26 protein-coding genes and 1 tRNA gene are annotated in these 26,255 nt (G+C 66.5%); 15 read left to right on the top strand and 12 right to left on the bottom strand.

Annotated features, from left to right (window positions below):
• Nucleotides 1-4: 4 nt before the first annotated feature.
• From phbB to JF542_RS11725, 4 genes are all read right to left on the bottom strand, one after another.
• The gene (gene phbB / locus JF542_RS11710; protein WP_007794037.1) at nucleotides 5-727 is read right to left on the bottom strand and encodes an acetoacetyl-CoA reductase; all 723 of its coding nucleotides are present in this window, start codon (nucleotides 725-727) and stop codon (nucleotides 5-7) included.
• An 84-nt stretch (nucleotides 728-811) separates the two neighbouring features.
• Nucleotides 812-1,642, bottom strand: a complete 831-nt coding sequence (locus JF542_RS11715) for a patatin-like phospholipase family protein (RefSeq protein ID WP_207075976.1) — start codon at nucleotides 1,640-1,642, stop codon at nucleotides 812-814.
• A 43-nt stretch (nucleotides 1,643-1,685) separates the two neighbouring features.
• Nucleotides 1,686-2,861 carry an acetyl-CoA C-acetyltransferase gene (locus JF542_RS11720; RefSeq protein ID WP_007794032.1) on the bottom strand — a complete coding sequence of 392 codons (1,176 nt, stop codon included), beginning with the start codon at nucleotides 2,859-2,861 and terminating at the stop codon, nucleotides 1,686-1,688.
• Nucleotides 2,862-3,060: 199 nt separating this feature from the next.
• A complete protein-coding gene (locus tag JF542_RS11725) occupies nucleotides 3,061-3,882 on the bottom strand; it encodes an EAL domain-containing protein (protein ID WP_007794029.1) in 822 nt (273 codons plus the stop codon).
• 252 nt (nucleotides 3,883-4,134) lie between these two features.
• On the opposite strand from JF542_RS11725, the gene rpsD reads away from it, so the two are divergent.
• From rpsD to preA, 3 genes are all read left to right on the top strand, one after another.
• A complete protein-coding gene (rpsD, locus tag JF542_RS11730; RefSeq protein ID WP_007794027.1) occupies nucleotides 4,135-4,755 on the top strand; it encodes a 30S ribosomal protein S4 in 621 nt (206 codons plus the stop codon).
• A gap of 197 nt (nucleotides 4,756-4,952) precedes the next feature.
• Nucleotides 4,953-6,275, top strand: coding sequence for an NAD(P)-dependent oxidoreductase (locus tag JF542_RS11735; RefSeq protein WP_207075977.1), 1,323 nt, complete (start codon nucleotides 4,953-4,955; stop codon nucleotides 6,273-6,275).
• Between the two features lie 15 nt (nucleotides 6,276-6,290).
• Entirely contained in the window at nucleotides 6,291-7,595 is a 1,305-nt protein-coding gene (gene preA / locus JF542_RS11740) for an NAD-dependent dihydropyrimidine dehydrogenase subunit PreA (protein WP_007794022.1), read from the top strand.
• A 65-nt stretch (nucleotides 7,596-7,660) separates the two neighbouring features.
• On the opposite strand, the gene JF542_RS11745 is transcribed toward preA, so the two are convergent.
• Both JF542_RS11745 and JF542_RS11750 read right to left on the bottom strand, forming a co-directional pair.
• Nucleotides 7,661-7,921 carry a hypothetical protein gene (locus JF542_RS11745; protein WP_242533718.1) on the bottom strand — a complete coding sequence of 87 codons (261 nt, stop codon included), beginning with the start codon at nucleotides 7,919-7,921 and terminating at the stop codon, nucleotides 7,661-7,663.
• Nucleotides 7,922-7,944: 23 nt separating this feature from the next.
• Entirely contained in the window at nucleotides 7,945-8,577 is a 633-nt protein-coding gene (locus tag JF542_RS11750; RefSeq protein ID WP_207075978.1) for a TetR family transcriptional regulator C-terminal domain-containing protein, read from the bottom strand.
• 187 nt (nucleotides 8,578-8,764) lie between these two features.
• Here JF542_RS11750 and JF542_RS11755 point away from each other — a divergent pair, with 187 nt between their 5' ends.
• From JF542_RS11755 to JF542_RS11785, 7 genes are all read left to right on the top strand, one after another.
• Nucleotides 8,765-10,015 (top strand): Zn-dependent hydrolase, encoded by a 1,251-nt coding sequence (locus JF542_RS11755; RefSeq protein ID WP_207075979.1) that lies wholly within the window; start codon nucleotides 8,765-8,767, stop codon nucleotides 10,013-10,015.
• Nucleotides 10,016-10,118: 103 nt separating this feature from the next.
• A complete protein-coding gene (gene hydA / locus JF542_RS11760; RefSeq protein ID WP_207075980.1) occupies nucleotides 10,119-11,573 on the top strand; it encodes a dihydropyrimidinase in 1,455 nt (484 codons plus the stop codon).
• 205 nt (nucleotides 11,574-11,778) lie between these two features.
• Nucleotides 11,779-12,570 carry an ABC transporter ATP-binding protein gene (locus tag JF542_RS11765; protein WP_040545118.1) on the top strand — a complete coding sequence of 264 codons (792 nt, stop codon included), beginning with the start codon at nucleotides 11,779-11,781 and terminating at the stop codon, nucleotides 12,568-12,570.
• Nucleotides 12,563-13,000, top strand: coding sequence for a GNAT family N-acetyltransferase (locus JF542_RS11770; protein WP_207075981.1), 438 nt, complete (start codon nucleotides 12,563-12,565; stop codon nucleotides 12,998-13,000). The genes JF542_RS11765 and JF542_RS11770 overlap by 8 nt, the downstream gene beginning before the upstream one ends.
• The gene (locus JF542_RS11775; protein ID WP_007793999.1) at nucleotides 12,997-13,857 is read left to right on the top strand and encodes an ABC transporter permease; all 861 of its coding nucleotides are present in this window, start codon (nucleotides 12,997-12,999) and stop codon (nucleotides 13,855-13,857) included. Before JF542_RS11770 ends, JF542_RS11775 begins: the two co-directional genes overlap by 4 nt.
• Nucleotides 13,854-14,693 (top strand): ABC transporter permease, encoded by an 840-nt coding sequence (locus JF542_RS11780; protein WP_007793996.1) that lies wholly within the window; start codon nucleotides 13,854-13,856, stop codon nucleotides 14,691-14,693. The genes JF542_RS11775 and JF542_RS11780 overlap by 4 nt, the downstream gene beginning before the upstream one ends.
• A gap of 53 nt (nucleotides 14,694-14,746) precedes the next feature.
• Nucleotides 14,747-15,739, top strand: a complete 993-nt coding sequence (locus tag JF542_RS11785) for an ABC transporter substrate-binding protein (protein ID WP_207075982.1) — start codon at nucleotides 14,747-14,749, stop codon at nucleotides 15,737-15,739.
• A 347-nt stretch (nucleotides 15,740-16,086) separates the two neighbouring features.
• Here JF542_RS11785 and JF542_RS11790 read toward each other — a convergent pair whose 3' ends face one another.
• Entirely contained in the window at nucleotides 16,087-16,449 is a 363-nt protein-coding gene (locus JF542_RS11790; protein WP_007793989.1) for a hypothetical protein, read from the bottom strand.
• A 94-nt stretch (nucleotides 16,450-16,543) separates the two neighbouring features.
• Here JF542_RS11790 and JF542_RS11795 point away from each other — a divergent pair, with 94 nt between their 5' ends.
• Nucleotides 16,544-17,278 (top strand): Crp/Fnr family transcriptional regulator, encoded by a 735-nt coding sequence (locus tag JF542_RS11795; protein WP_007793986.1) that lies wholly within the window; start codon nucleotides 16,544-16,546, stop codon nucleotides 17,276-17,278.
• Nucleotides 17,279-17,291: 13 nt separating this feature from the next.
• On the opposite strand, the gene JF542_RS11800 is transcribed toward JF542_RS11795, so the two are convergent.
• On the bottom strand, nucleotides 17,292-18,314 hold the full coding sequence (locus JF542_RS11800) for a LacI family DNA-binding transcriptional regulator (protein ID WP_040544345.1): 1,023 nt from the start codon (nucleotides 18,312-18,314) through the stop codon (nucleotides 17,292-17,294).
• Nucleotides 18,315-18,451: 137 nt separating this feature from the next.
• On the opposite strand from JF542_RS11800, the gene JF542_RS11805 reads away from it, so the two are divergent.
• From JF542_RS11805 to JF542_RS11815, 3 genes are all read left to right on the top strand, one after another.
• Nucleotides 18,452-18,528: transfer RNA gene (locus tag JF542_RS11805), tRNA-Arg, on the top strand.
• 135 nt (nucleotides 18,529-18,663) lie between these two features.
• Nucleotides 18,664-19,350, top strand: a complete 687-nt coding sequence (locus JF542_RS11810) for a DUF1275 family protein (RefSeq protein ID WP_207075983.1) — start codon at nucleotides 18,664-18,666, stop codon at nucleotides 19,348-19,350.
• A 142-nt stretch (nucleotides 19,351-19,492) separates the two neighbouring features.
• On the top strand, nucleotides 19,493-20,740 hold the full coding sequence (locus JF542_RS11815; protein WP_207075984.1) for a lytic murein transglycosylase: 1,248 nt from the start codon (nucleotides 19,493-19,495) through the stop codon (nucleotides 20,738-20,740).
• 24 nt (nucleotides 20,741-20,764) lie between these two features.
• Here the strand turns inward: JF542_RS11815 and JF542_RS11820 are convergent, their stop codons facing one another.
• The 4 genes from JF542_RS11820 to def (JF542_RS11835) all read right to left on the bottom strand — a co-directional run bounded on the left by JF542_RS11820 (nucleotide 20,765) and on the right by def (JF542_RS11835) (nucleotide 24,818).
• Complete coding sequence (locus JF542_RS11820; RefSeq protein ID WP_207075985.1) at nucleotides 20,765-23,071, bottom strand: hypothetical protein; 2,307 nt, start codon at nucleotides 23,069-23,071, stop codon at nucleotides 20,765-20,767.
• Between the two features lie 164 nt (nucleotides 23,072-23,235).
• A complete protein-coding gene (def, locus tag JF542_RS11825) occupies nucleotides 23,236-23,730 on the bottom strand; it encodes a peptide deformylase (RefSeq protein ID WP_207075986.1) in 495 nt (164 codons plus the stop codon).
• Nucleotides 23,727-24,224, bottom strand: coding sequence for a peptide deformylase (gene def, locus JF542_RS11830; RefSeq protein ID WP_207075987.1), 498 nt, complete (start codon nucleotides 24,222-24,224; stop codon nucleotides 23,727-23,729). The genes def (JF542_RS11825) and def (JF542_RS11830) overlap by 4 nt, the downstream gene beginning before the upstream one ends.
• Before the next feature lie 72 nt (nucleotides 24,225-24,296).
• Nucleotides 24,297-24,818, bottom strand: a complete 522-nt coding sequence (gene def, locus JF542_RS11835) for a peptide deformylase (protein ID WP_207075988.1) — start codon at nucleotides 24,816-24,818, stop codon at nucleotides 24,297-24,299.
• Between the two features lie 125 nt (nucleotides 24,819-24,943).
• Here def (JF542_RS11835) and JF542_RS11840 point away from each other — a divergent pair, with 125 nt between their 5' ends.
• A complete protein-coding gene (locus JF542_RS11840) occupies nucleotides 24,944-26,122 on the top strand; it encodes a MalY/PatB family protein (protein ID WP_207075989.1) in 1,179 nt (392 codons plus the stop codon).
• Nucleotides 26,123-26,255 lie beyond the last annotated feature (133 nt).

Raw genomic sequence — 26,255 nt, forward strand, 5'->3', positions numbered from 1 at the left:
TGGCTCAGACGAAGAACTGGCCGCCATTGGCCGAGATCGTCGAGCCGTTGATGAAGCCCGCGTCGTCGGAGGCGAGGAACACCACGCAGCGCGCGATCTCTTCCGGCTCGCCGAGGCGGCCGGTGGGGATCTGGGCGATGATCGAGTCGCGCACCTTCTCGGGCACCGCCATCACCATTTCGGTGGCGATGTAGCCGGGGCAGATCGCGTTGGCGGTGATGCCGGCGCGGGCGCCTTCCTGGGCCAGCGACTTGATGATGCCGAGGTCACCGGCCTTGGTCGCGGCATAGTTCACCTGGGCGAACTGGCCCTTCTGGCCGTTGATCGACGAGATCACGATGACGCGGCCGAACTTGCGCTCGCGCATGCCGGGCCAGATCGGGTGCACGGTGTTGAACACGCCGGTCAGGTTGGTGTCGATCACCTCTTTCCACTGATCCGGTGTCATCTTGTGGAACGGCGCATCGCGGGTGATGCCGGCATTGGCGACCACCACGTCGATCGGCCCGAGATCGGCCTCGACCTTGGCGAGACCTTCCTTGGAGGCCTCGTAATCGGCCACGTTCCACTTGTAGGTCTTGATCCCGGTCTCTTCGGTGAACTTCGCGGCCTTCTCGTCATTGCCGGCATAGGTCGCAGCGACCTCGTATCCTTCGGCCTTGAGCGCCTTGGAGATTGCCTCTCCGATACCGCGGCTCCCCCCCGTGACCAGTGCAACTTTCGCCATCTTTATCCTCCGATCCTGGCTAATTTATTTGGAAACATCGTTACTCACGTAAATCGCAATACGCAACAATGTTGCGTCAAAACTTCAACCTTGGTCGAGCAGGCGCTGCGCGTCCCGTTCTCCCTGGGCCCAGGTATCACGCAATTTCTGCGGGTCCGTGAAATCTATCTTGTCGGCGGCGGTTTCCTGCGCGGGCGCGATGTAGTGCCGACCCTCGACCTCGGGCAGGCGCTTGTAGTCGCGGGTCAGCAACACCATCGTGACGCCCTCGTCGGGCTCGGGGAGCGGCGCCTGGCTGGCCATGCCACCGTCGACGACGCGGCGGTCGTTCCAGAGCGGCGGCTCGAAGACTGGCGGGATCACCGCCGCGGCGCTGATCAGTTCGACCAGCTTGCCCTCGCGGGCGGCCTGGTTGGCATCGACCAGGTGCGAGGTCAGCCCGAGCTTCTCGGCCCAGCTGAAATGCGGCGAGTTCACCGTGTGCAGCTCGGCCTCGTAGGCCATCGCCATGGCGGTGCCGGTGAGCGTGGGCACGCCGGTGTCGGGCGGGTGCGCGATGAGGATCTGGAACCGCGGCCCCTCGGCAATCTTGCGGGCGGCCTCGTCATCCATGACCCGGCCGACGACCTCGCAATAGAGCTCCTGATGCGGGGTGATGCCGTTCTCGTCGGGCTGGAACAGGTCGAGATTGCTGTCCTGCTTTTCGAACGCGGCGCACATCTCGTCGAGCAGGCGGCGTTCGTTGCCGGTCAGGAAGGCCGCACCGGCAAGCGCGCCGCCGCTGACACCGGTCAGGCGCTTGGGCGCAAGCGTGCGGTGCTGGCACAGGGTGGTCAGGAAGCCGCCCTGCCAGAAGCAGCGCAGGCCACCTCCGGAAAAGACGATCTGCGCGGGGTCTTTGGGAAGTGCTGTCATGCGCGAGGTGTCCGGGGGGCAGAACGCCCCCCGTCCAGGTCCATCAGTCGCGCTCGACGCAGAGCGCGACACCCATGCCGCCGCCGATGCAGAGCGTGGCGAGGCCCTTCTTGGCGTCGCGACGCTGCATTTCGAACAGCAGGGTGTTGAGGATGCGGGCACCGGAGGCGCCGATCGGGTGGCCGATGGCGATGGCGCCGCCGTTCACGTTCACGATCGACGGATCCCAGCCCATATCCTTGTTCACGGCGCAGGCCTGCGCGGCGAAGGCTTCGTTGGCTTCCACCAGGTCGAGATCGGAGGGGCTCCAACCGGCCTTCTCCAGCGCCTTGCGCGATGCGTAGATCGGGCCGACGCCCATGATCGACGGGTCGAGACCGGCGGTGGCATAGGAGGCGATGCGCGCGAGCGGCTTGATGCCACGCTTCTCGGCATTCTCGGCCGACATCAGCAGCACGCCGGCGGCGCCGTCATTGATGCCCGAGGCGTTGCCCGCGGTGACCGAGCCGTCCTTGGTGAAGGCCGGGCGCAGCTTCTGCATGTTCTCGATGACCGCGCCGTGACGGATGTACTCGTCCTTGTCGACCACGGTCTCGCCCTTGCGGGTCTTGATGGTGAAGGGGATCACCTCGTCATCGAACTTGCCGGCGGTCTGCGCGGCTTCGGCCTTGTTCTGCGACGCCAGCGCGAACTCGTCCTGCTGCTCGCGGCTGATCTGCCACTTCTCGGCGACGTTCTCGGCGGTCTGGCCCATGTGGTAGCCGTTGAACGCGTCCCACAGGCCGTCCTTGATCATGGTGTCGATGTATTTCACATCGCCCATCTTGTGGGCCACGCGCAGGTTCTGGGCGTGGGGGCTCATCGACATGTTTTCCTGGCCGCCGGCACAGACGATGTCGGCATCGCCGAGCATGATGTGCTGGGCCGCCAGAGCCACGGTGCGCAGGCCCGAGCCGCAGACCTGGTTGATGCTCCAGGCGGCGCTTTCCTGCGGGAGGCCGGCATTGATATGCGCCTGACGGGCGGGGTTCTGGCCCTGAGCCGCGGTCAGCACCTGGCCGAGGATGGTCTCCGAGACCTCCCCCTTCTCGATACCGGCGCGGGCAACCAGCGCTTCGAGCACGGCAGCGCCGAGATCGTGCGCGGGCGTGTTGGCGAACGAACCGCCGAAGCTGCCGACGGCGGTACGGGCCGCGGATGCGATGACGACATTGGTCATGGATGACTCCTCCAAGCAGAGCGTAAGGCGGGAGGCCGTGCCATCCGGCAAGACCCCCCTCATTGATCTTGCGCCTTGTTGATAGCGTGCCGCTGCGGCATGGGACAGGGGGAGTCTGCGGAAATCCACGTGTGGTAGCGCAAATGGTCGCGGAAATATCGGGCAATTGGGGCGGCTTGCGCCCCGGCGCGGTTCCGGCTCAGCCGTGGGCGTGCTTCGACGGCGGCGCGCGCCAGGCGGGAGAGACGGTGGGCGCGCCGAAGAAATAGCCCTGCAGGCAGTCGATCCCGATGCCGGTGAGCAGCCGCGCGTCCTCGGCGCGTTCGACCGATTCGGCGACGGTGAACATGTCGAATTGGCGCGCGATCTCGATGATGGCCGTGGTCATGACCTGATTGTCGGGATCCTGGGCGATGCCGCGGATGAACAATCCGTCGATCTTGAGGATGTCGAAGCTGAACTGCTTGAAGTGCCGCAGGGCGGTGTAGCCGGCGCCGAAGTCGTCCATCGCGAAGGTGACCCCGCGGGCCTGCAGGTCGTCCATGAAGCTGATCACCAGTTCGGGCACCATCATGGCGGAGGCTTCGGTGATCTCGAGAATCAGCCGCTCGGCCACGGTGGGGCCGGCACGCAGGCCGCGGGTCAGGGTGTCGAGCCAGTCGCCATAGCCGATGGACCGGGCCGACATGTTGATGGCGAGCCGCAGGCCCGGCTCGCGCTCGAGTTCGCGCAGGCCCTGCTCGAGCGCGATGCAGTCGAGAATGCGGCCATCCTCGCTTTCCTCCACGGTTTCGATGAATTCGCGGGCGGGGACAACGCGACCGGTCTCATCGAGCACCCGGATGAGACCCTCGTGAAAGGCGGTGGCCTCCTGCCGGCGGGCCTGCACCACGGGCTGGAAGGCCAGCATCACCTGGCGGTGGCGGATCGCCTCGCGCACGGTGCGCAGGATGGTGCTGTCGCGTTTGGCCAGCGCCAGTTCGAGCGCGTTCTGACCCTGTTTCGGCGGTGGCCCCCTCATGCACCGGTTCCCCTCTGCTGTGTGTGCCCTGCGGCCCGGGAAGTCTGGCGCAGGCCGTTTAATTGCAGGTAAATGCCCGGCGGGGCAGGGGGGCGGTGCTTTCTCCTCCGTGGGGTGTTGACTCGGGCGCAGGGGCGCATATAAGCGCCGCTTCATTGGTGTTGGTGGCCCCCGCAAGGGGATGCCCTGTCGCTTCGGCCAGATCCGGAGAGAGGACAACGCCCTTCGAAACCTGAACGAAGGAGATCAGCCGTGACCAAACGCACGTCTGCCAAGTACAAAATCGACCGCCGCATGGGCGAGAACATCTGGGGCCGCGCAAAGTCCCCGGTCAACCGCCGCGAATACGGCCCCGGCCAGCACGGTCAGCGCCGCAAGGGCAAGCTGTCCGACTTCGGTCTGCAGCTCCGCGCCAAGCAGAAGCTCAAGGGCTACTACGGCGACCTGACCGAAAAGCAGTTCCGTCGCATCTTCGGTGAGGCCGAGCGTCTCAAGGGCGACACCGGTGAGCACCTCATCGGCCTGCTCGAGCGCCGTCTCGATGCCGTCGTCTACCGCGCCAAGTTCGTGCCGACCGTCTTCGCCGCCCGTCAGTTCGTGAACCACGGCCACGTGCTGGTGAACGGCAAGCGCGTCAACATCCCCTCCTACCGCGTGAAAGAGGGTGACGTGATCGAGGTCCGCGAGAAGTCCAAGCAGCTCGCAGTGGTTCTCGAAGCCGCCCAGCTGCCCGAGCGCGACGTGCCCGACTACCTCGAGGTCGACCACTCCAAGATGACCGCGTCCTTCGTGCGCACCCCCGGCCTTGCCGACGTGCCGTACCCGGTCCAGATGGAACCGAACCTCGTCATCGAATTCTACGCGCAGAACTGATCCGGTTCAGCGCTTCCGATTTGGGAAAGGCCGCTCCTTTGGGGCGGCCTTTTTCGTTTCGCAGACCCAGCCCGGGGGAGATGCCTCATATTTGTGCGTGGGGCTTGGGTCGGTCGGCCTGTAGATATTTTACCGATTGATAAAAAAATCGACCTGTGGAACGCTTCTGTCAAACATAAGGCAGCGGGAGGCGACCCATGGACCCAAAGGCACTGGTTCCCGGCATTAAGCCGGGACGGATGGACAAGGCAGCGATCGAGGCGGGGTTTGGCGACCTCCATCCGGCGCTTGACGATCACGAGGCCCTTGTGGCGGCGGACCGCTGCTATTTCTGTCATGACGCGCCCTGTCAGACGGCCTGTCCCACCGAGATCGACATCCCGCTCTTCATCCGGCAGATCGCCACCGGCACGCCCGAGGCGGCGGCCCGGACGATCCTGTCGCAGAACATCCTCGGCGGCATGTGCGCCCGGGTCTGCCCGACGGAGACGCTTTGCGAAGAGGTCTGCGTGCGCGAGGTGGCCGAGGGCAAGCCGGTCGAGATCGGCCGCTTGCAGCGCTACGCCACAGACACGCTGATGGCGCAGAACGTGCATCCGTTCGAGCGCGACGCCGCGACGGGCAAGCGCGTCGCGGTCGTGGGGGCGGGGCCCGCAGGTCTGGCCTGTGCGCACCGGCTGGCGATGATGGGCCATGACGTGGTGCTGATGGACGCGCGGCCGAAACCGGGCGGTCTCAACGAATACGGCATCGCCGCCTACAAGAGCACCGAGGATTTTGCCGCGCGCGAGGTTGCGTGGCTGATGCAGATCGGCGGCATCGAGCTGCAAAGCGGCGTGGCGCTGGGGCGCGACGTGACACTCGAGGCGCTGAAGACCGAGTATGACGCGGTGTTCCTCGGGCTCGGGCTTGGCGGCGTGAACGCTCTGGGCGTCGGGGGCGACGACCGTGAGGGCGTGGCCGACGCGGTGTCGTTCATTGCCGACCTGCGGCAGGCCTCGGATCTTTCGGCGCTGCCCGTTGGGCGCGACGTAGTGGTGATCGGCGGCGGCATGACCGCGGTCGACGCGGCGGTGCAGTCCAAGCTTCTGGGCGCGCTCAACGTCACCATCGTCTACCGTCGCTCGCAGGAGCGCATGGCGGCCTCGGTCTACGAGCAGGAGCTGGCGCAGTCGAAGGGCGTGCGGATCATCTGCAACGCCTCGCCGGTCGCGGTGCATGGCAACGGCGCGGTGCGTGAGATCGAGTTCGAGTTCACCGACGATGCGCTGGCGCCGACCGGCGAGCGCTTCCGACTGCCGGCGGATCAGGTTTTCCGCGCCATCGGCCAGACGCTGACCGGCGAGGGGCTTCCGGAGCTCGACGGGCGCAAGATCGCCGTGGACGGAACCGGGCGGACGTCGCTCGACGGTGTCTGGGCCGGGGGCGACTGTGCCAGCGGGGGCGACGATCTGACGGTGACCGCCGTGGCCGAGGGCCGCGACGCCGCCGAGGACATCCACATGAGCCTGATGGGCTGAGGGAGGACGAGAACAATGGCTGATCTGACGAGCAACTTCATCGGTATCAAATCTCCGAACCCGTTCTGGCTCGCCTCGGCGCCGCCGACGGACAAGGAATACAACGTCCGCCGCGCCTTCGAGGCCGGTTGGGGCGGCGTCGTGTGGAAGACGCTGGGCGAGCAGGGGCCGCCGGTGGTCAACGTGAACGGCCCGCGTTACGGCGCGATCTGGGGCGCCGACCGGCGTCTGCTGGGGTTGAACAACATCGAGCTCATCACCGACCGCCCGCTCGAGGTGAACCTGCGTGAGATGAAATCGGTGAAGCGGGACTATCCCGACCGCGCGCTCATCGCCTCCATCATGGTCCCATGCACCGAGGAGGCGTGGAAGGCGATCCTGCCGCTGGTCGAGGAGACCGGCGCGGACGGGGTCGAGCTGAACTTCGGCTGCCCGCACGGCATGTCCGAGCGCGGCATGGGCTCGGCCGTGGGGCAGGTGCCCGAGTATATCGAGATGGTGACCCGCTGGGTGAAACAGTACACGCGCATGCCTTGCATCGTGAAGCTGACACCCAACATCACTGACATTCGCAAACCCGCCATGGCGGCACATGCGGGCGGGGCCGATGCGGTGTCGCTGATCAACACGATCAATTCGATCACCTCGGTGGATCTCGACCTGTTCGCCCCTGAGCCGACCATCGACGGCAAGGGCGCGCATGGGGGCTATTGCGGCCCGGCGGTGAAGCCGATCGCGCTGAACATGGTCTCCGAGATCGCTCGTTCACCGGAAATGCGCGGTCTGCCGATCTCGGGCATCGGCGGGGTGACCACGTGGAAGGACGCGGCTGAGTTCATGGCGCTCGGCGCTGGCAACGTGCAGGTGTGCACGGCGGCGATGACCTACGGCTTCAAGATCGTGCAGGAGATGATCTCGGGACTGTCGCAGTATCTCGACGAGAAGGAGATCTCGCTGTCGGATCTGGTGGGGCGCGCCGTGCCGAACGTGTCGGACTGGCAGCATCTGAACCTGAACTACGTCAGCAAGGCGAAGATCGACCAGGAACTGTGTATCTCTTGTGGGCGTTGCTACGCGGCTTGCGAGGATACCTCGCACCAGGCGATCGACATGTCGGAGGATCGGGTCTTTACCGTGAAGGACGACGAATGCGTGGCGTGCAACCTGTGCGTCAATGTTTGCCCCGTGGAAGACTGTATCACGATGGAGCAGATGGCGCCCGGGGCAGTGGATCCACGGACCGGGAAGGTGGTCGAGGCGGTTCCGGCGGACTGGACGACGCATCCGAACAACCCGATGTCGGCGACCGCTGCCGAGTAAGATTTTTCGTACGAAAAATCTTGTCTGAAGAAAATTCGTGCGAATTTTCTTCAGACCGTCGGCATTCAGCAATGCACACGCATCTGCCCGGCGTTGCAGATGATCACGTACTGATTGCCACATTCGATGAGGTGAAAGCCGCGGGATTTCACCTCTGCCAACAGCGCGTCGTAACCGACTTCCCGGTGCACGTCCCGCTTCTTTCGCCGGACGATGCCGCCGCGTCCGACGGCCTTGGCGGAGAACAGCTGCGCCTGCCACGCCGGGTTGTGCGGCGCAGGCGCGTCTTGTTGTTTTGGCGGTGGGCGGATGGACATATACTGCATGCTCCACCCTCCCGTGATTCTGGTTAACTAGGCGTTTCCGGCGACGTGAGTAATTTGCGGAACAACGTTTCCACATGCGCATGAGCCGCGTCCCAACCGGCGCCTTCATTCGGTATCAGAACCCGCACCTGCGCTTCGAAATCTGCGTAATGCTGGGTGATTGCCCAGATCGAGAAGATCAGTTGCTGGGGATCTGTCGGTGCCAGACGCCCTTCCTCGATCCAGCCCCGGATCAGCGCGCATTTCTCGTCGAAGAGCGGCTTCAGCCCGGTCTCCAGATGCGGCCCCATACGCGGCGCGCCCTGGATGATCTCGTTGGCAAAGAGCTTGCTTTCGCGCGGATACCTCCGGCTCATGTCCATCTTGCGCCGGACATATGTGAGGATTTCGTCGAGCGGGTCGCCGCCCTCGTCCATCTCGGCCAGCGGCGCCAGCCACTCTTCCATCAGCGCATTCAGAAGCGCCACGTGGATCGCGGCCTTGCCGTCGAAATAGTAGATCAGGTTGGGCTTCGACATGCCCGCTTCGTCGGCAATCTGGTCCAGCGTGGCGCCGCGATAGCCGTGCTGCGAAAACACCTCGAGCGCGGCATCCATGATGCGACGACGGTTGCGTATCTGGATGCGACTCGGTTTCTTCGCGGGCTCACCGGCCATGCATGCGTCTCTCCGCTCATTTTTCGGGCAAAGACGCCCGCGACATGCCAATAATCCGGGAGGGTCCCGGAACACAATTCTTGACTCGTTCCGGGGCGGTTGCAATCGTGCCTTTACCAAATGGTAAAAAACAACAGCGCCCCGGACACGGAACGCGCAAAGAACCAGCGGCAGAGGGAGTGGAAGAATGGCGGCACCGGGAGAAAACCTCCGGATCAACGGAGACCGGTTGTGGGACAGCCTGATGGAGATGGCCAAGATCGGCCCGGGCGTCGCGGGCGGCAACAACCGCCAGACCCTCACCGACGAAGACGCCGAGGGCCGCGCCCTCTTCAAGTCCTGGTGCGACGAGGCCGGACTGAGCATGGGGGTCGACCAGATGGGCACCATGTTCATGACCCGCGAGGGCACCGATCCCGACGCGCTGCCGGTCTACGTGGGCAGCCACCTCGACACCCAGCCCACCGGCGGCAAGTATGATGGAGTGCTGGGCGTGCTGGGCGCGCTCGAGGCTGTGCGCTCGATGAACGATCTGGGCATCCAGACCAAGCACCCGATCGTGGTGGTGAACTGGGCCAACGAGGAGGGCGCGCGCTTTGCCCCCGCCATGCTTGCCTCGGGCGTCTTCGCGGGGGTGCACAGCCAGGATTACGCCTACGGGCGCACGGATCTCGAGGGCAAGAGCTACGGCGAGGAACTGGTGCGCATCGGCTGGAAGGGCGACGAGGACACCGGTGCGCGCAAGATGCACGCCTATTACGAGCTGCATATCGAGCAGGGCCCGATCCTTGAGGCCGAGGGCAAGGATATCGGCGTCGTCACCCATTGCCAGGGCCTGTGGTGGCTCGAGTTCACCTTGACGGGACGCGAGGCGCATACCGGCTCCACGCCGATGGAGATGCGGGTCAATGCCGGCCTTGCCATGGCACGGATCTTCGAGATGGTGCAGGAGGTCGCGATGGCCGCCCAGCCCGGCGCCGTGGGCGGCGTCGGCCAGCTGCAGTTCTCGCCCAACTCGCGCAACGTGCTGCCGGGCACCGTGACCTTTACCGTCGATGTTCGGTCTCCGGATCAGGATAAGCTCGACCGCATGCGAGCCGAGGTCGAGAAACGCGCCGCGGCGATCTGCGAGGAGATCGGGGTTGGCTGTTCGGTCGAGCCGGTCGGGCATTTCGACCCGGTCACCTTCGCGCCGGAGCTGGTCGAGAATGTTCGCAAGTCGGCCGAGAAGCTGGGCCATTCGCACATGAACCTGATCTCAGGGGCTGGCCACGATGCCTGTTGGGCCGCCAAGGTGGCGCCGGCAACTATGGTGATGTGCCCCTGCGTCGGCGGGCTGTCGCATAACGAGGCAGAGGACATCTCGAAGGACTGGGCTACCGCCGGGGCCGAGGTGCTGCTGCACGCTGTGCTCGAGACGGCGGAGATCGTCGAGTAGGCTCAGAGCCGTGGGGGCGCTGCCCCCACACCCCCGGGATATTTCCGGCCAGAAGAAGACAGAAGAAGACCGGGGGGCGCCCCTGGGACAGGGAGCAAGAGACATGACCACAGTCATCAAGAACGGCACCATCGTCACCGCAGATCTGACCTATGAGGCGGACGTGCTGGTCGCGGGCGGCAAGATCGTCGAGATCGGGCCCGACCTCAAGGGCGACGAGGTCCTCGACGCCACCGGCTGCTACGTGATGCCGGGCGGGATCGACCCGCACACCCATCTCGAGATGCCCTTCATGGGCACCTACAGCGCCGACGATTTCGAGAGCGGCACCCGTGCGGCGCTGGCGGGCGGCACCACCATGGTGGTGGATTTCGCGCTGCCGAGCCCGGGGCAGGGGCTGCTCGACGCGCTGCAGATGTGGGACAACAAGTCGACCCGGGCGCATTGCGACTATTCCTTCCACATGGCGATCACCTGGTGGTCCGAGCAGGTCTTCAACGAGATGGAGACCGTGGTGAAGGAGCGTGGCATCACCACCTTCAAGCACTTCATGGCCTATAAGGGCGCGCTGATGGTCAATGATGACGAGCTCTATGCCAGTTTCCAGCGCTGCGCCGAGCTGGGTGCCATCCCGCTGGTCCATGCCGAGAACGGCGACGTGGTCGCGGAGCTCTCGGCCAAGCTGCTGGCGGCCGGCAACAATGGCCCCGAGGGCCATGCCTATTCGCGCCCGCCGCAGGTCGAGGGCGAGGCCACCAACCGCGCGATCATGATCGCAGACATGGCCGGTGTGCCGCTCTACGTGGTGCACGTCTCCTGCGAGGACAGTCACGAGGCCATTCGCCGCGCCCGGATGCAGGGCAAGCGGGTCTGGGGCGAGCCGCTGATCCAGCACCTGACCCTCGACGAGAGCGAGTATTTCGACAAGGACTGGGACCATGCCGCGCGCCGGGTGATGTCGCCGCCGTTCCGCAACAAGCAGCATCAGGACAGCCTGTGGAACGGGCTTGCCTCCGGCTCGCTGTCTTGCGTGGCCACCGATCACTGTGCCTTCACCACCGACCAGAAGCGCTATGGCGTGGGCGATTTCACCAAGATCCCCAACGGCACAGGCGGGCTCGAGGATCGCATCCCGATGCTCTGGACCTATGGCGTGGGCACGGGGCGGCTGACGCCCAACGAGTTCGTCGCGGCGACCTCGACCAATAGCGCCAAGATCCTCAATTGCTACCCGCAGAAGGGGGCGATCCTGGTGGGGGCCGACGCCGACATCCTCGTGCTCGACCCGGAGAAAACCAAGACGATCAGCGCGTCCACCCAGCAATCGGCGATCGACTACAACGTTTTCGAGGGCAAGGAGGTCAAGGGCCTGCCGCGCTACGTTCTGACCCGCGGCCGCGTCGCGGTGATGGATGGCGAGATGCAGTCCGAGCCGGGCCACGGCAAATACGTCCAGCGCACGCCCTCGGGGGCGGTGAACAAGGCGCTGTCGTCGTGGAAGGAGCTGACCGCGCCACGCCCGGTCGAGCGCAGCGGCATCCCCGCCAGCGGCGTCTGAGCGGCGCCGGCCGATGGGCAGGGCGACTCCGGTCCGGAACCGGGACAGGGTCGGTCTATCTGCCACATCGGCTGCACAAATTCCCGCGTCAGGATTGCCTCGGCCCGTGTGGCCGGGCGATCCTTCGGACGGATCTGCGCTCTGCCGGCATAGCTGCCGGCGCGGCGCCGGACATATCTGAGGAACTTCTCGCGTGACCAACGCCATGCCCCAGCAAGCCGAGACATCGGTGATCTCCGCCAAGGCACTCAACCTGACCTTCCAGACCAATGACGGACCGGTGCACGCGCTGCGCGACGTGAACCTCGAGGTCGGGAAGGGCGACTTCGTCTCCTTCATCGGCCCATCTGGCTGCGGCAAGACCACCTTCCTGCGGGTGATGGCCGATCTCGAACAGCCCACCTCCGGCGAGGTGCTGGTCAACGGCGTCAGCCCCGAGGCGGCGCGCAAGGCCAGGGCCTATGGCTACGTCTTCCAGGCGGCGGGGCTCTATCCATGGCGCAGCATCGGCGGCAACATCCGCCTGCCGCTCGAGATCATGGGCTACGACAAGGCCGCGCAGGCCGAACGGGTGCGCGAGGTGCTCGAGCTGGTCGAACTGGCGGGCTTCGAGAACAAGTACCCCTGGCAGCTTTCGGGCGGCATGCAGCAGCGCGCCTCGATCGCGCGGGCGCTGGCCTTCGAGGCCGATATCCTGCTGATGGACGAACCCTTCGGGGCGCTCGACGAGATCGTGCGCGACCACCTCAACGAGCAGCTTCTGGCGCTCTGGGCGCGGACGCAAAAGACCATCTGCTTCGTCACCCACTCGATCCCCGAGGCGGTCTACCTCTCGACCAAGATCGTCGTGATGTCACCACGCCCCGGTCGGATCACCGACGTGATCGAGAGCCCGCTGCCGAAGGAGCGTCCGCTCGACATCCGCGACACGCCGGAATTCCTCGAGATCGCGCATCGGGTGCGCGAAGGGCTGCGGGCGGGCCATGCCTATGACTGACGTGTCCACCCCGCGCCGCGCCGGGCCCGAGGACGTGCCGGGCATCGCCGCCGTGCTGAACGGCTGGATCGACGAGACCGACTGGATGCCGCGCATTTACAGCGCAGACGAGATCGAAGGCTTCATCGGCGCCGCGCTGCCTCATCGCATCATCTGGGTCGTGGGCGATCCGATCGAGGGCTACCTCTCCTTCGATCCGAAGACCGCCAAGATCGGGGCGCTCTATTGTTCGCGCACCGGTGCGGGCTGCGGCAAGGCGCTGATGGAGGCTGCCAAGGCGGGGCGCGATTTTCTCTGGCTACACACCAACCCGCCGAACAGCCGGGCGCAGGCGTTCTACCGCCGCGAGGGCTTTGTTCCGGTGGGCAGCGAGATCCCGCCCGAGCCGCCAGAGACCGTGCCCGAGCTGCGCATGGAGTGGCGCCGATGAGAAACCTGATCCCCGTGCTGACCGTCGTCGCCGTGATCGTGGCGATCTGGTACGCCGCCGCGGTCTGGCTCAACGCGCAATGGGTGCTTGATACCGCCGCGCGGCAGGACCGCGAGATCGGCACCTCCGAGCTGGTGCTCGAGACCTGGAGCCAGGACAAGCCACGGCTGCCGGCGCCGCACCAGGTGGTGACCGAGTTGTGGGAGACCACGGTCGAGAAGAACATCACCTCCAAGCGCAGCCTCGTCTATCACGCCTGGGTGACGCTGAGCGCCACGCTGGCGGGCTTTGCCATGGGCACGGCGCTGGGCGTCGCCCTGGCGGTGGGCATCGTCTATGTCCGGGTCATGGACATGAGCGTGATGCCCTGGGTGATCGCCAGCCAGACCATCCCCATCCTCGCCATCGCGCCGATGATCATCGTGGTTTTGAACGCGATGGGGCTGTCGGGGCTGCTGCCCAAGGCGATGATCTCGATGTACCTGTCGTTCTTCCCGGTGGTCGTGGGCATGGTGAAGGGGCTGCGGGCGCCGTCGCGGATGCAGCTTGACCAGATGCGCACGTGGAATGCCACGCAGGGACAGGAGTTCCTCCGGCTGCGGCTGCCATCGTCGATGCCCTATCTCTTCGCCTCGCTGAAGATCGCCATGGCAGCAAGCCTTGTCGGCGCCATCGTCGGCGAGCTGCCGACGGGGGCCGTGGCGGGGCTTGGTGCGCGGCTTCTGGCGGGCAGCTATTATGGCCAGACCATCCAGATCTGGTCGGCGCTGTTCATGGCCGCGATCGTCGCCGCGGCGATGGTCGGGCTGATCGGGCTGGTGCAGCGGCTCACCCTCAAGCGGATGGGGATGGCATGATGTGGATCCTGCTTGGCCTGCTCGCCTGGATCGCCGGGTCGGCGCTGAATGTCTGGCTGGCACGGAGGCCGCGCAGCCGGGCCACCAGCCTCGCGGTGCCGGTGGTCTTCGGCGTGACCATCATCGTCGTCTGGGAGGCGGCGGTGCGGGGCTTCGGCATCTCCCCGGTGCTGCTGCCGGCGCCCTCGGTGATCGCGGCGCGCATGGCGAGCTCGGGATCGGTGCTGTGGGAGGATTTCGTGCAGACCGTGGTGAAGGGGGCGCTGACCGGCTACGTGATGGGCTGCCTCGCGGCCTTCGTCACCGCCATCGTGGTCGACCGCTTCGACTTTCTGCGCCGTGGCCTGCTGCCGGTGGGCAATTTCGTCGCCGCACTGCCGATCATCGGCACCGCGCCGATCCTCGTCATGTGGTTCGGCTTCGACTGGCAGTCGAAGGCGGCGGTGGTGGTCATCATGGTGTTCTTCCCGATGCTGGTGAACACCGTAGAGGGGCTGCGCGACACCTCGGCGATGCAGCGCGACCTGATGCGCACCTATGCCGCCGGCTACTGGACGACGCTGCTCAAGCTGCGGCTGCCCGCCGCGATGCCGTTCATCTTCAACGGCCTCAAGATCGCCACCACGCTGGCGCTGATCGGGGCCATCGTGGCCGAGTTCTTCGGTTCGCCGATCCGGGGCATGGGCTTCCGGATCTCCACCAGCGTCGGGCTTCTGCAGCTCGATCTCGTCTGGGCCGAGATCGTCGTTGCGGCGATCGCGGGATCGGCCTTCTATGGCGGCATGGCGCTGCTCGAGAAGGCGGTCACCTTCTGGCACCCGTCGCAACGGGGCTGAACCAAAACAACAAACACCCAACAGGACCAACAAAGACCAACAAGGAGGTATCGATGAAGACACTCACCAAACTGGGCACTGCCGCCGCGCTGACGCTGGCCGCCGGCACCGCCCACGCCGCCGACGAGCTGTCGCTGCAACTCAAGTGGGTCACGCAGGCCCAGTTCGCGGGCTACTACGTGGCCGCCGACAAGGGCTTCTACGAGGAGGAAGACCTCGACGTGACGATCAAGCCCGGTGGCCCCGACATCGCGCCGGTGCAGGTGCTGCTCGGCGGCGGTGCCGATGTCATGGTCGACTGGCTGCCCTCGGCTCTGGCCGCACGCGAAAATGGCGCGCCGATCGTCAACATCGCGCAGCCCTTCAAGTCGTCCGGCCTGATGCTGACCTGTCTCAAGGAGCACGGCATCGAGAGCCCCGAGGACTTTCCGGGCCACACGCTCGGCACCTGGTTCTTCGGCAACGAGCTGCCGCTCTATTCGTGGATGTCCAAGCTCGGCTACGCGACCGACGGCTCCGAGGGCGGCGTGACGATCCAGAAGATCAACTTCAACGTCGATCCGCTGCTGCAAAAGCAGGTCGAGTGCGCCACCACCATGACCTACAACGAGTACTGGCAGGTGATCGACGCGGGCCTGACGCCCGAGGATCTGGTGGTCTTCAAGTACGAGGATGAAGGTATTTCGACCCTCGAGGACGGTCTCTACACCACAGAGGCCAACCTCGAAGACCCCGAGATGGTCGACAAGCTGACCCGCTTCGTGCGGGCCTCGATGAAGGGCTGGAAATACGCCGAGGAGAACCCCGACGAAGCCGCCGAGATCGTGCTCGAGAACGACGCCACCGGCGCCCAGACCGAGGTGCACCAGAAGCGCATGATGGGCGAGATCGCAAAGCTGACCTCCGGCTCGAACGGCGCGCTGGACCCGGCGGATTTCGAGCGCACCGTCGACGTGTTGCTCTCGGCCGGCGCCGACCCGGTGATCACCGAGAATCCGGGCGAGGCCGCCTGGACCCACGCGATCACCGACGAGGCGCTGCAGTAAGCGTCTGACGGTATCGGGACCATGAGAGCGCGCCTTCGGGCGCGCTCTTTTCCTTCGGCAGGGGAGGCACGCAGATCCGAAAGGCCGACGGGTGAGGATCGCTCTGCGCCGGGGCCACGGCAGCCTCTCTTTGCCTGCCCACCTGTTGGGGCGGGCTGGCACCCGGCCACGACGAAAAAAGGGTGGCCGAGACGACCACCCCTCAATCAACTGAAATGGCCTGATAAAATTCCGGGGCGCACCGATCTGCTGGGGACAGGTTGGGTGGTGCGCTGGATCGCATCAAGGAACAGGGCGAGTCCTAGGCCGGACCTGTGACAGCCGCGTGACGATTCCGCGAAAACCGCCTAGCGGCCGATCAGCGCCAGCAGGTCGATGGTCCGGAACGGGCGGTGCAGCACCTCGAACCCGTCCGCCTCGCCGTGGAGCTCGGCCTCGTGCCCCATCAGCACGATGCGGGCACCGAGCGCGCGCAGCGCCTGTATCAGGGGCGACGAGACCGCCTCCTGAGGGCTCAGCGACACCACCGCGAGGCTCGGGGCCGACCCCTCCTGCAGCGAGACAAGCGCAGCCTCCCGGTCCGGCGCCGTGACCACCACGGCGTCGGGATGCGCGTCGCGCAGGATCGCCGCGATGTCGATACCGACAAGCTGGTCGGTGACCGCGACGAGAAAAGAGGGGGCCGGCAGCGGGCCGTCAATACAGGTCATATCATCCTTTGGGGGGCAGGTCTGACCTGCTCTATGGAACAAAGCGGGGCGTGGCGCATTAAACTGCGACATACAGAACCCGTGAGTTGCCCGTATGAAGATGATTTCGTGCCATGACTGCCCGCTTCAGGACTGCGGCCCCTTCATCCCGCACAGCGACGAGGAGAAGGACTTTCTCGGAGGCTTCAAGGCCGGTGAGATGGCGGTCGGTGCCGGCACGCAGATCCTCATGGAAGGGGCGAAGACGCCACAGCTTTTCACCGTGCTCGAGGGCATGGGGCTACGTGAAAAGACGCTCGAGGACGGGCGCCGGCAGGTGATCAACTTCGTGCTTCCAGGCGATTTCATCGGCCTTCAGGCCGGCATCATGGGCGAGATGAACCACTCGGTCGAAGCGGTAACGCCGATGCGCTGCTGCGTGTTCCGCCGCGAGGATCTCTGGCTGCTCTATCGCAACCGACCCGAGCTTGCCTTCGACCTGACGTGGATCGCCGCCGCGGAGGAGTATTTCCTCGGTGAGACGGTGGCGACGCTGGGCCAGCGCGACGGCACCGAGCGCATCGCTTGGGCGTTGGTGAAGCTCTTCGTCCGGCTGCGGGGGCTCGGGCTCGAGGCCGAGCCGGGCACCGTGCCGCTGCCCTACCGCCAGCAGGATCTCGCGGATGCGCTCGGGCTTTCGCTCGTGCACACCAACAAGACGCTGTCGCGCCTGCGCGCGCAACGCATGGTGGACTGGTCGGACGGCATGCTCCGCGTGCCCGATCTCGAGGCATTGGCCGAACTGGCGGTGACCGAGATCGAGGCGCTGCCGCGCCGCCCGTTCCTGTAAGCGATGGCGCGGGTCAGCGGCGCAGCGTGTCGCCGTAGCTGATCTTGGGCGTCATCTCGATGATCTTCTCGAATTCGGCGGTCGGATCGTTGACCCGCGAGGCGATGATCTCGGCGGCCTTCTTGCCGATCTCGGCCCGGCAGGCATCCATGGTGGCAAGCTTGCGCGGCAGACCTTGCAGCAGCTCGACCCCGTTGAAGCCGGCAAGACCGATGTCGCCGGGAATGTCGCGCCCCTGCTCGAGCAGGTAGAGCAGTCCGCCGGCACCGATCATGTCGTTCGAATAGTAAAGGAAATCCAGTTCCGGCTCGCGCTCGAGAATGGCCTGCGTCATCTCGCGGCCCTTCGCCAGCGCCGAGCCACCGGAGTAGAACTCCTGCTCGACCACCTCGACGCCGCCCTTGGCGAGCGCCTCGGTGAAGCCTTCGAAGCGCTTCCGCGCGCGGTAGTCCAGCGGCATCTTGGTGCCGAGGAAGCCGATCTTCTGATAGCCCGCCCGCAGGATCGCCTTGGCCATCTCGCGCCCGGCGCGGCGATGCGAAATGCCCACCGCGGTGTCGATCGGATTGCCGTCGGTGTCCATGATCTCGACCACCGGGATGCCGCTGGCCTGCATCATCGCCTTGGAGGCCTCGGTGTGCTCGATGCCTGCGATGATCACCCCGGAGGGGCGCCACGACAGCATCTCGTAGAGCACACGCTCTTCCTTCTCGGGCTCGTAGTCGGTGACGCCGACCACCGGCTGCAGCTCGGTATCCTCGAGCACCGCCGAGATCCCGGCCATCACCTCGGGGAATACCATGTTGCGCATCGAGGGGATGATGACGGCGACGAGGTTGACCCGCTGGCTGGCCAGCGCGCCGGCGATCTTGTTGGGCACGTAGCCCAGCGTCTTGGCGGCTTCGAGCACCTTGGCACGGGTCGCCTCGGAGACATCCCCGCGGTTGCGCAGGACGCGGCTGACGGTCATCTCGGAAACGCCGGAGGCTTCGGACACATCTCTCAGGGTGAGCGGGCGGGGATCATCATCTGCCACGGAACTGGCCTCCTAAACGCAGTAACTGCCTGCGATGTTATCGTTTCTCCCGGGACAGGCAAGGCGCGTGTGCCGGGTGCGCAAAATTCGCGCAGGTGGATGACAAAGCCATCGTCAGGCGATAATGGGAGGAAAGCGGTCCCGTGGCTCAACTGGATAGAGCAGCCCCCTCCTAAGGGGCAGGTTGCAGGTTCGAATCCTGCCGGGATCGCCAGCGCCCTTTCACCGCATCCAGACGAGCCTGCTCAGACCTGGCCGAGGCCCGTCCGGCAGGACTGCCCAACGCGTCGCTTGCAAGCCAGCCGCTGCCGTTCGATGAAGGGACGACCGTCAACCGCAGGGGCCCGACGTGCTGATCCGGGAAGGCAACGAGCGCAACCAGAGCATCGACCTGCGCCTTGCGGGGCTGCTCTCGCTGGTGGCCGGGGCGCTGAATGCCGCCGGGTTCGAGCTGGCGGGGCTGTTCTCGGCCAACATGACCGGCAATATCTCGGCGATGGCGGACAACCTTGCCAAGGGTGGCTGGGGCGCCGCGCTGCTGTTCGGGCTGATCGTCGTCGTGTTCATTCTCGGAGCGCTGGTTGCGGGGCTGCTGATCGAGGCCGGGCGGCAGCGCGGCAAGCGCCGGATCTATGCGGCGGTGGTCGCGATGGAGGCGGTCATCCTGATCCTGACCGGTCTTGCCGCGCTCGCCGGACTGACCGGCGGGGATGGGGTCGGGATCATCTCCATGCTGGCCGGCGTGCTCGGCATGCAGAATGCCGTGAGCACGCGAATCTCGCGGGCGCGGGTGCGCACCACGCACGTTTCGGGGATGGCGACGGATGTCGGTCTGTCGCTGGCCGGCCTGTGCATGCGCAGCGACGAGAGCGCGCGCTATCGCAGTCTGCTGGCGCTGCATTGCACGACGATCTCGGCGTTCCTCGTCGGAGGCGTTCTGGGCGTCGTCCTGCATCGTCTCGCGGGGCCGGTGACCTTCCTGTGCTGTGGCCTTCTGCTGGCGCTGATCGCGCTGCCCGAGATGCTCCGGCGGTAGCAGTGCGCGCGACGATGGCAAAGGGTCTGCCGCAGATCTGCCGCAGATCTGCCGTTGTCCGCCGATCGCTGCGAGCCGCCTTGTGGTCACGCCTCTGACACGACACAGTGAGGCCAAAGACAACATAGGGAGGAGCAGTCCCATGCAGGTTTCTCGACGTCATCTTCTGGTCAGCGGCGGTGCGCTGGCGCTGCTTTCGGCCTGTGGCGGAGGCACAAGTGTCTCCGCCCCGTCCGGCGGGCTGGACCCCGACCTGCTGCCGCAGCCGAACCCCGGCTACGACGCATGGGTCGCCGCCTTCCGTGGTCGCGCCGCGGCGCGGGGGATCAGCGCCGGCACGCTCGACGCCGCGTTCCGCGGGGCCGGCTATCTTCCGGGCGTGGTGACCCGCGACCGCAGCCAGACGGAATTCACCCGCACGCTCGAGGATTACCTCGCCATCGCGGCGTCAGAGCAGAAGGTCTCGACCGGCCGTGCCGAGCTGCGCCGCAACATGGCGCTTCTGCGCGAGATCGAGGGCCGCTACGGCGTGCCGCCCGAGGTCGTGACCGCGGTCTGGGGCATGGAGAGCAACTACGGCACCCGGCGGGGCGACATCCCGGTGGTGTCGGCCACCTCGACGCTGGCCTATGACGGTCGGCGGGGCGAGTTCTTCGAGGCGCAGCTGATCTCGGCCCTGCGCATCCTCGAGCGCGGCGACACCACCCCCTCGCGCCTCACCGGGAGCTGGGCCGGGGCGATGGGCCACACCCAGTTCATCCCGACCACTTACCAGGATTACGCGGTGGATTTCCGCGGCGACGGGCGGCGCGACATCTGGTCCGAGGATCCCACTGACGGGCTGGCCTCGACGGCCAACTACCTCTCGCGCAGCGGCTGGCGTCGGGGCGAGCCCTGGGGGCTCGAGGTGCGTCTGCCGGCGGGCTTCAGCGCCGGGCTCACCGGGCGCGGCGTGCGCCGATCCTCCTCGGACTGGGCCGCGTTGGGGGTGACGAATGCCAATGGCGGGTCGCTGCCGGGCGGCACCGGCTCGATCCTCGCGCTCTCGGGCGTGACCGGGCCTGCCTTCCTCGTGTTCCAGAACTTCAATGTCATCCTGCGCTACAACAACGCCGAGAAATACGGCGTCGGGGTCGGGCACCTGTCGGACCGGCTGGGGGGGGGAGGCCCCGTGCGCGGCACCTTCCCGCCGGACCGCTATGGCTTCACCATTGACGAGCGCAAGGAGCTGCAGGCTCTGCTCAATCGCGCGGGCTATGATGTCGGCACGCCGGACGGTGTGTTCGGAAGCAAGACCGAGGCGGGGATCCGCAGCTACCAGGCGCGCGCGGGCCTCGCGGTGACCGGCGAGCCGTCGCAGGCATTGCTGCAGCAGCTGCGACGGGGCTAGGGGCGCGGCGCGGGCAGTGCCGATCTAGAAGAGCCACCCGAAGAAGAACTGCCAGACCTGCGTCAGCGTGCTGTCGGGCGCGGCGTCTTCTTCCTCTTCATCCCTGTCCGGTTCCGGGCCGGTTTCTAGGAGCCAGGCGAAGAAATCGGCCAACGACTCGTGGTCGCCCGCGTCTCTGCCCGAAGTTGCCGGGGCTTCGCCGGGCGTTTCGCCGGGAGCGTCGTCCTCGGTCTCTTCCGGATCAGGCGCGTCCTCGGGATCGGTCGGTTCGGCGGGGGTCTCCTCCGGCGTGTCGTCGGGCGTGTCGGCGGGAGCGTCGTCCTCGGTTTCCTCAGGATCCGGCGCGTCCTCGGGATCGGTCGGCTCAGCGGGGGTCTCCTCCGGCGTGTCGTCGGGCGCGTCGTCGGGAGCGTCGTCCTCGGTTTCCTCCGGATCCGGCGTGTCTTCGGGATCGGTCGGCTCAGCGGGGGGCTCCTCCGGCGTGCCGTCGGGCGTTTCGGCGGGAGCGTCGTCCTCGGTTTCCTCAGGATCCGGCGCGTCCTCGGGATCGGTCGGCTCAGCGGGGGTCTCCTCCGGCGTGTCGTCGGGCGCCTCGTCCTCCGGCCAGACCGTCTCCCCCTGGGCAAGGCTGACGTCGCCGATCTCTCCGACCAAGGCGCTGCGGGTCTCGAGGGCCGAGTCGCCGAGCAGCGCCGGAAGGCGCTCGACATCCGCCGGCACGACGCCGTCGTCCTCCGCAAGGGTCATGCCGTTCTTGTCGATATACATCTGGCCGGTCTCATCGATCCCGGCGGTCCAGGTCGCCGTCTCGCCGGCGACCAGCGCCTCCTCGGCGACGATGTAGTGCGTTGCGCCGTCCTGCACGATCTCGAGCATCATCGCAGAGCTCTGGCCGATCTGGCCGAAGGTGATGGCGTGCGGGCCGCCGCCGCCATACTCGAACACCGTCTGGCCATGGCCACCGGCGAGATCATCCACCCGGAGAGTCGCCTCGAACTCGAAGGCCCCGTCGATCTGCGGCAGATCGACGGCGTCCGGTGGGGGCGAGGAGCCGCCGCCATCCGCTTCGGTGCCGTCATCGCCATCGTCGGGCGCATCGGGAGAGGGTTTCTCCGGCGGCACGACAACAGGAGCCTCGTCGGTTGCGGCGGGAATACCCAGGGCTTCGAGCTGCGCGGCGGATTTCACTGCGTCGGCGGTTACCCCCAGCAGGGTGATGGCCTCGCCGCCGGGGAAGCTCAGCACCGCGTCGCCGCTGCCGTCGCCGACCGTGTCGGTCACGGTCACGTCGTCGGTGTCTACGGGGCTGCCGTCGAAATCGGTGAGCTCCGAGACGTCGAGCACATCGCGCGCCAGATAGCTGCCGTCGGGCTGCAGTTCCGGCGCGGCAAAGCCGGTGACGCTGTCGAGCCCGCCGAAATCGGCGAGCGCGATGGTGTCCTCGCCGGCCCCCAGCAGGATCGACTCGACCTGCGAGAAAACCAGCGTCGAGCTCCCGTCGGTCAGGCTGCCGCTCTCGGGGTCGGCCGAGGTCAGGTCGAGGCGCAGCCCGTCGGTGACCGCGGTGAGGTCAAGCACGTCGCCGGTGGTCTCGTCGACATCCTCGGCATCGACGGTGTCGTTGCCGAAGCCGTTCTCGATGTGGAAGGTGTCGTCGCCGTAACCGCCCCAGAGATAATCGTCGCCGGTCCCGCCCCAGAGCGCGTCATCGTCGTAGGAGCCGCGCATCCAGTCGTCGCCATCGCCCCCGATCAGCGTATCTTTGCCCTCGTTGCCCTCGAGATGGTCGTCGCCGGCGCCGCCTTCGACGTAGTCATCGCCATATTCGCCATAGATCGAATCCGCGCCATCGCCTCCGAGCAGCGAATCGTCGCCCTCGTTGCCGTAGATCACGTCATCGCCGTCATTGCCGCTGACCGTGTCGTTGCCGCCCCCGCCGCGCAGCGTGTCGGCGCCGAGCCCGCCGGTGAGCGCGTCATCGCCGCCATAGCCGAGAATGCTGTCATCCCCCGCGCCGCCGTCGATCAACTCGCTCTCGTCGTTGCCGTCGATCACGTCGCGGCCGGCGCTGCCGGTGATCACTTCGAAGAGCCCGAAATCGCCCGGCGCGCCAAGGTAGGCATCGGCCCCGGCGCCGACGCTGTTGTCGCCGATCACGTAGCTCTCGGCGCCGTCAGAAATCGACAGGAAGGCACCGTCACGGGCGAAGCTGATGGTGAAGCTCCCGGGGAGAGCCGAGAAATCGAGCATGTTGGGCTCGGGCGCAGTCGTCACCATTGCCCAGAAATCCGGGTCATCCCAGGTCTCGGTGGTTACCTCGAATACCGCCATGTCACTGCTCACTCACCCAAAACATGCTGCGCCCCGCGCGCGGCTGCGTTGCCACGCGCGCGCAAGCATTCTGAACACCGTTCTGCGACGCGATTGGTCGAAAATAAGGGAGGAATTGCGAGACAATTAAGGCAATTCGATGAGGCCGCTCCGGGCACGCGGCCTTACCGGGCCTTCTTGGCGCGGCGCAGCAGGATGTCGCGTTTCACCTTGCTGAGGTGGTCGAAATACATCTTGCCGTTCAGGTGGTCGATCTGGTGCTGCACCGAGGTCGCCCAGAGCCCGACGAAATCGCGCTCCTCGATCTCGCCCGCCTCGTTGAGGAAGCGCACGGTGACGGCGCGGGGGCGTTCGATCTTGGCCCAGACGCCGGGCAGGTTGGGGCTGGCCTCGTCATGGCTGCGCAGCTTGACGCTGGCGTGCAGGATCTCGGGATTGGCCATGCGCACCGGCTGACCGCGCTCCTCGGAGGCATCGACCACCGCGAGGCGCAGCATCACGCCGATCTGCGGCGCGCCGAGGCCGACGCCGGGCATCGCCTCCATGGTATTGATCATGTCGGTCCAGATGGCGCGGATCTCGTCGGTGATCGCCTCGACCGGTGCGGCGGGGCTGCGCAGGCGCTTGTCGGGCCACGGGATGCAGGGGCGGGCGGTCATTTGCCGCGCTCGTAGGCGTGCATCAGGTCGGCGGCGGTGGTCGGGTCGAGCCGGTCGAAATGCACCAGACCGTCGAGATGATCGTATTCGTGCTGCGCCACGATGGCCTCAGCGCCCTCGAACCGGCACTCCTGCCGGTCGCCGTTGAGATCGGTATAGGCCATGCGCACCCAGACCGGGCGCCGCACGGTCGCGGTGACCCCGGGGATCGACAGGCAGCCCTCGTCGCCGGCGGCGGTTTCGTCCGACACGGCGAGGATCTGCGGGTCGATGCAGACCACCGGGGTCATGTCGCCGTCCTTCCAGCCCGCATCCATGACGAAGACGCGCTTGAGGACGCCGACCTGCGGTGCGGCGAGGCCCCGGCCGGGGGCGTCGTACATGGTCTCGAGCATGTCGGTGACCAGCTCCGAGACCGCGGCCGGATCGCCGACCTCGGCGCAGGGCTGCTTGAGCTTGGGGTCGGGCCAGAGAAGGATCTCGCGCAGGGCCATCGGGGTCTCCGCTTCGGGGAATGTCTCAGAGATAGGCGGGACGGGTGTGGCGGCCAGTATGCCGCGCCGCCGTCATGCCCGGGCGCGGTCGCGCTTGAGCTTGACCATCTTGCGGGTGATCATCTGGCGCTTCAGCGGCTTGAGGTAGTCGATGAAGAGCTTGCCGTCGAGGTGGTCGATCTCGTGCTGCACGCAGGTCGCCCAGAGCCCGTCGAAGGTCTCGCGCTGGAGATTGCCGTCGCGGTCGAGCCACTCGACATCGACCACCTTGGGGCGCTCGACCTCGGCATACTGGTCGGGGATCGACAAACAGCCCTCCTCGTAGACGTTGCGCTCGTCCGACGAGGCCACGACCCGCGGGTTGAACATCACCAGCGGGCGCGGCGCCTCGCCATCATCGGCCTTGGCGCAGTCGAGCACGATGAGCCGGTCGAGCACGCCGATCTGCGGGGCCGCCAGCCCGATGCCGGGCGCGTCATACATGGTCTCGAGCATGTCGTCGGCCAGCACGCGGAGCTTGTCCGAAAGATCGGGCACGGGCGCGCAGGCCTTCTTGAGGCGCGGATCGGGGTGGATGAGGATCGGGCGTTTCATGCGCCTCATCTATGCACAACGGCGTGAGCGCGCAAGTCGGGGAGCGGTGTCTGACGGGCAGGGGTTGCGCTCGGGGACGGGCGCGCTAGCGTGCGGCGCGCCACCAAGAGCAAGGATCAAGCCGCATGACCAGCCCCTTCGATGAAGTGATCGACCGCGTCGGCACCCATTCCGCCAAATGGGACAAGATGGAAGACATCTACGGCGTCTCGCCCGAGGACGGGCTTGCCATGTGGGTCGCGGATATGGATTTCCGCCCGCCGGCCTGCGTGCAGGACGCGCTGCAGGGAATGCTCGATCACGGCGTCTACGGCTATTTCGGCGATGAAAACGACTATCTCGCGGCGATCCGCTGGTGGATGGCCGAGCGTCACGGCTGGGCGGTCGAGGACGACTGGATCACCACCACGCACGGGCTGGTCAACGGCGCCGCGCTCTGCATCGACGCCTACACCGCGCCCGGCGACGGGGTGGTGCTTTTCACGCCGGTCTACCACGCTTTTCACCGGGTCATCAAAGCCGCGGGGCGCGAGGTGGTCGAGTGCCCTCTGGTGCTGACCGATGGGCGCTACGAGATGGATTTTGCCGCCTATGACGCGCAGATGACCGGGCGCGAGAAACTGCTGCTCCTGTGCTCGCCTCACAACCCGGGCGGCCGGGTCTGGAGCCGGGAAGAGTTGCAGCAGGTGGCCGATTTCGCCAAGCGCCACGACTTGGTGCTGGTCTCGGACGAGATCCACCACGACCTCGTGATGCCGGGGCAGACGCACGTGCCCATGGCGCTGGTCGATGACAGCATCTCGGACCGGCTGGTGATGATGACCGCCACCACCAAGACCTTCAACATCGCCGGCTCGCATACCGGCAACGTGATCATCTCCGACCCGGCCCTGCGCAAGCGCTTCACCCAGCGCCTGGCGGCGCTGGGCCTGTCGCCGAACAGCTTCGGGCTGGTGATGGCGACGGCGGCCTATTCGCCCGAGGGCGCGGCCTGGGTCGACGATCTCTGCGCCTATCTCGACGGCAACCGCAAGCTCTTCGACGCGGCGGTGGCCGAGATCCCCGGGCTGCGCTCGATGCCGCTCGAGGCGACCTATCTGGCCTGGGTGGATTTCTCGGGCACCGGCATGGCGGCTGCGGAGTTCACCCGGCGGGTCGAGCGCGAGGGGCGCATCGCCGCCAACCACGGGCCGGCCTTCGGCACCGGTGGCGAGAGCTGGCTGCGTTTCAATCTTGCCACGCCGCGCGCGCGGGTGGAGGAGGCCTGTGAGAGGCTCAAGGCGGCCTTTGCCGACCTGCAGTGAGGGATGGCTCGGGAGTGAGGAGGGGCGCTGCCCCTCTGGCGCGCAGGCGCGCCATTCACCCCGAGGTATTTTTGAACCAGAGAAGGGGCGGGGGCCGCGTGAAGACCCCTGCTCGGCGCAGGGAGGCGTTCGC

It is taken from the genome of Salipiger bermudensis (assembly GCF_017309175.1).
GTDB lineage: Bacteria > Pseudomonadota > Alphaproteobacteria > Rhodobacterales > Rhodobacteraceae > Salipiger > Salipiger bermudensis.

What these genes read in the sequence shown, in the direction of transcription:
- phbB (WP_007794037.1), bottom strand. Translation starts at nt 727, where the DNA reads ATGGCGAAAGTTGCACTGGTCACGGGGGGGAGCCGCGGTATCGGAGAG.
- JF542_RS11715 (WP_207075976.1), bottom strand. Translation starts at nt 1,642, where the DNA reads ATGACAGCACTTCCCAAAGACCCCGCGCAGATCGTCTTTTCCGGAGGT.
- JF542_RS11720 (WP_007794032.1), bottom strand. Translation starts at nt 2,861, where the DNA reads ATGACCAATGTCGTCATCGCATCCGCGGCCCGTACCGCCGTCGGCAGC.
- JF542_RS11725 (WP_007794029.1), bottom strand. Translation starts at nt 3,882, where the DNA reads ATGAGGGGGCCACCGCCGAAACAGGGTCAGAACGCGCTCGAACTGGCG.
- JF542_RS11735 (WP_207075977.1), top strand. Translation starts at nt 4,953, where the DNA reads ATGGACCCAAAGGCACTGGTTCCCGGCATTAAGCCGGGACGGATGGAC.
- preA (WP_007794022.1), top strand. Translation starts at nt 6,291, where the DNA reads ATGGCTGATCTGACGAGCAACTTCATCGGTATCAAATCTCCGAACCCG.
- JF542_RS11745 (WP_242533718.1), bottom strand. Translation starts at nt 7,921, where the DNA reads ATGCAGTATATGTCCATCCGCCCACCGCCAAAACAACAAGACGCGCCT.
- JF542_RS11750 (WP_207075978.1), bottom strand. Translation starts at nt 8,577, where the DNA reads ATGGCCGGTGAGCCCGCGAAGAAACCGAGTCGCATCCAGATACGCAAC.
- JF542_RS11755 (WP_207075979.1), top strand. Translation starts at nt 8,765, where the DNA reads ATGGCGGCACCGGGAGAAAACCTCCGGATCAACGGAGACCGGTTGTGG.
- hydA (WP_207075980.1), top strand. Translation starts at nt 10,119, where the DNA reads ATGACCACAGTCATCAAGAACGGCACCATCGTCACCGCAGATCTGACC.
- JF542_RS11765 (WP_040545118.1), top strand. Translation starts at nt 11,779, where the DNA reads ATGCCCCAGCAAGCCGAGACATCGGTGATCTCCGCCAAGGCACTCAAC.
- JF542_RS11770 (WP_207075981.1), top strand. Translation starts at nt 12,563, where the DNA reads ATGACTGACGTGTCCACCCCGCGCCGCGCCGGGCCCGAGGACGTGCCG.
- JF542_RS11775 (WP_007793999.1), top strand. Translation starts at nt 12,997, where the DNA reads ATGAGAAACCTGATCCCCGTGCTGACCGTCGTCGCCGTGATCGTGGCG.
- JF542_RS11780 (WP_007793996.1), top strand. Translation starts at nt 13,854, where the DNA reads ATGATGTGGATCCTGCTTGGCCTGCTCGCCTGGATCGCCGGGTCGGCG.
- JF542_RS11785 (WP_207075982.1), top strand. Translation starts at nt 14,747, where the DNA reads ATGAAGACACTCACCAAACTGGGCACTGCCGCCGCGCTGACGCTGGCC.
- JF542_RS11790 (WP_007793989.1), bottom strand. Translation starts at nt 16,449, where the DNA reads ATGACCTGTATTGACGGCCCGCTGCCGGCCCCCTCTTTTCTCGTCGCG.
- JF542_RS11795 (WP_007793986.1), top strand. Translation starts at nt 16,544, where the DNA reads ATGAAGATGATTTCGTGCCATGACTGCCCGCTTCAGGACTGCGGCCCC.
- JF542_RS11815 (WP_207075984.1), top strand. Translation starts at nt 19,493, where the DNA reads ATGCAGGTTTCTCGACGTCATCTTCTGGTCAGCGGCGGTGCGCTGGCG.
- JF542_RS11820 (WP_207075985.1), bottom strand. Translation starts at nt 23,071, where the DNA reads ATGGCGGTATTCGAGGTAACCACCGAGACCTGGGATGACCCGGATTTC.
- def (WP_207075986.1), bottom strand. Translation starts at nt 23,730, where the DNA reads ATGACCGCCCGCCCCTGCATCCCGTGGCCCGACAAGCGCCTGCGCAGC.
- def (WP_207075987.1), bottom strand. Translation starts at nt 24,224, where the DNA reads ATGGCCCTGCGCGAGATCCTTCTCTGGCCCGACCCCAAGCTCAAGCAG.
- def (WP_207075988.1), bottom strand. Translation starts at nt 24,818, where the DNA reads ATGAAACGCCCGATCCTCATCCACCCCGATCCGCGCCTCAAGAAGGCC.
- JF542_RS11840 (WP_207075989.1), top strand. Translation starts at nt 24,944, where the DNA reads ATGACCAGCCCCTTCGATGAAGTGATCGACCGCGTCGGCACCCATTCC.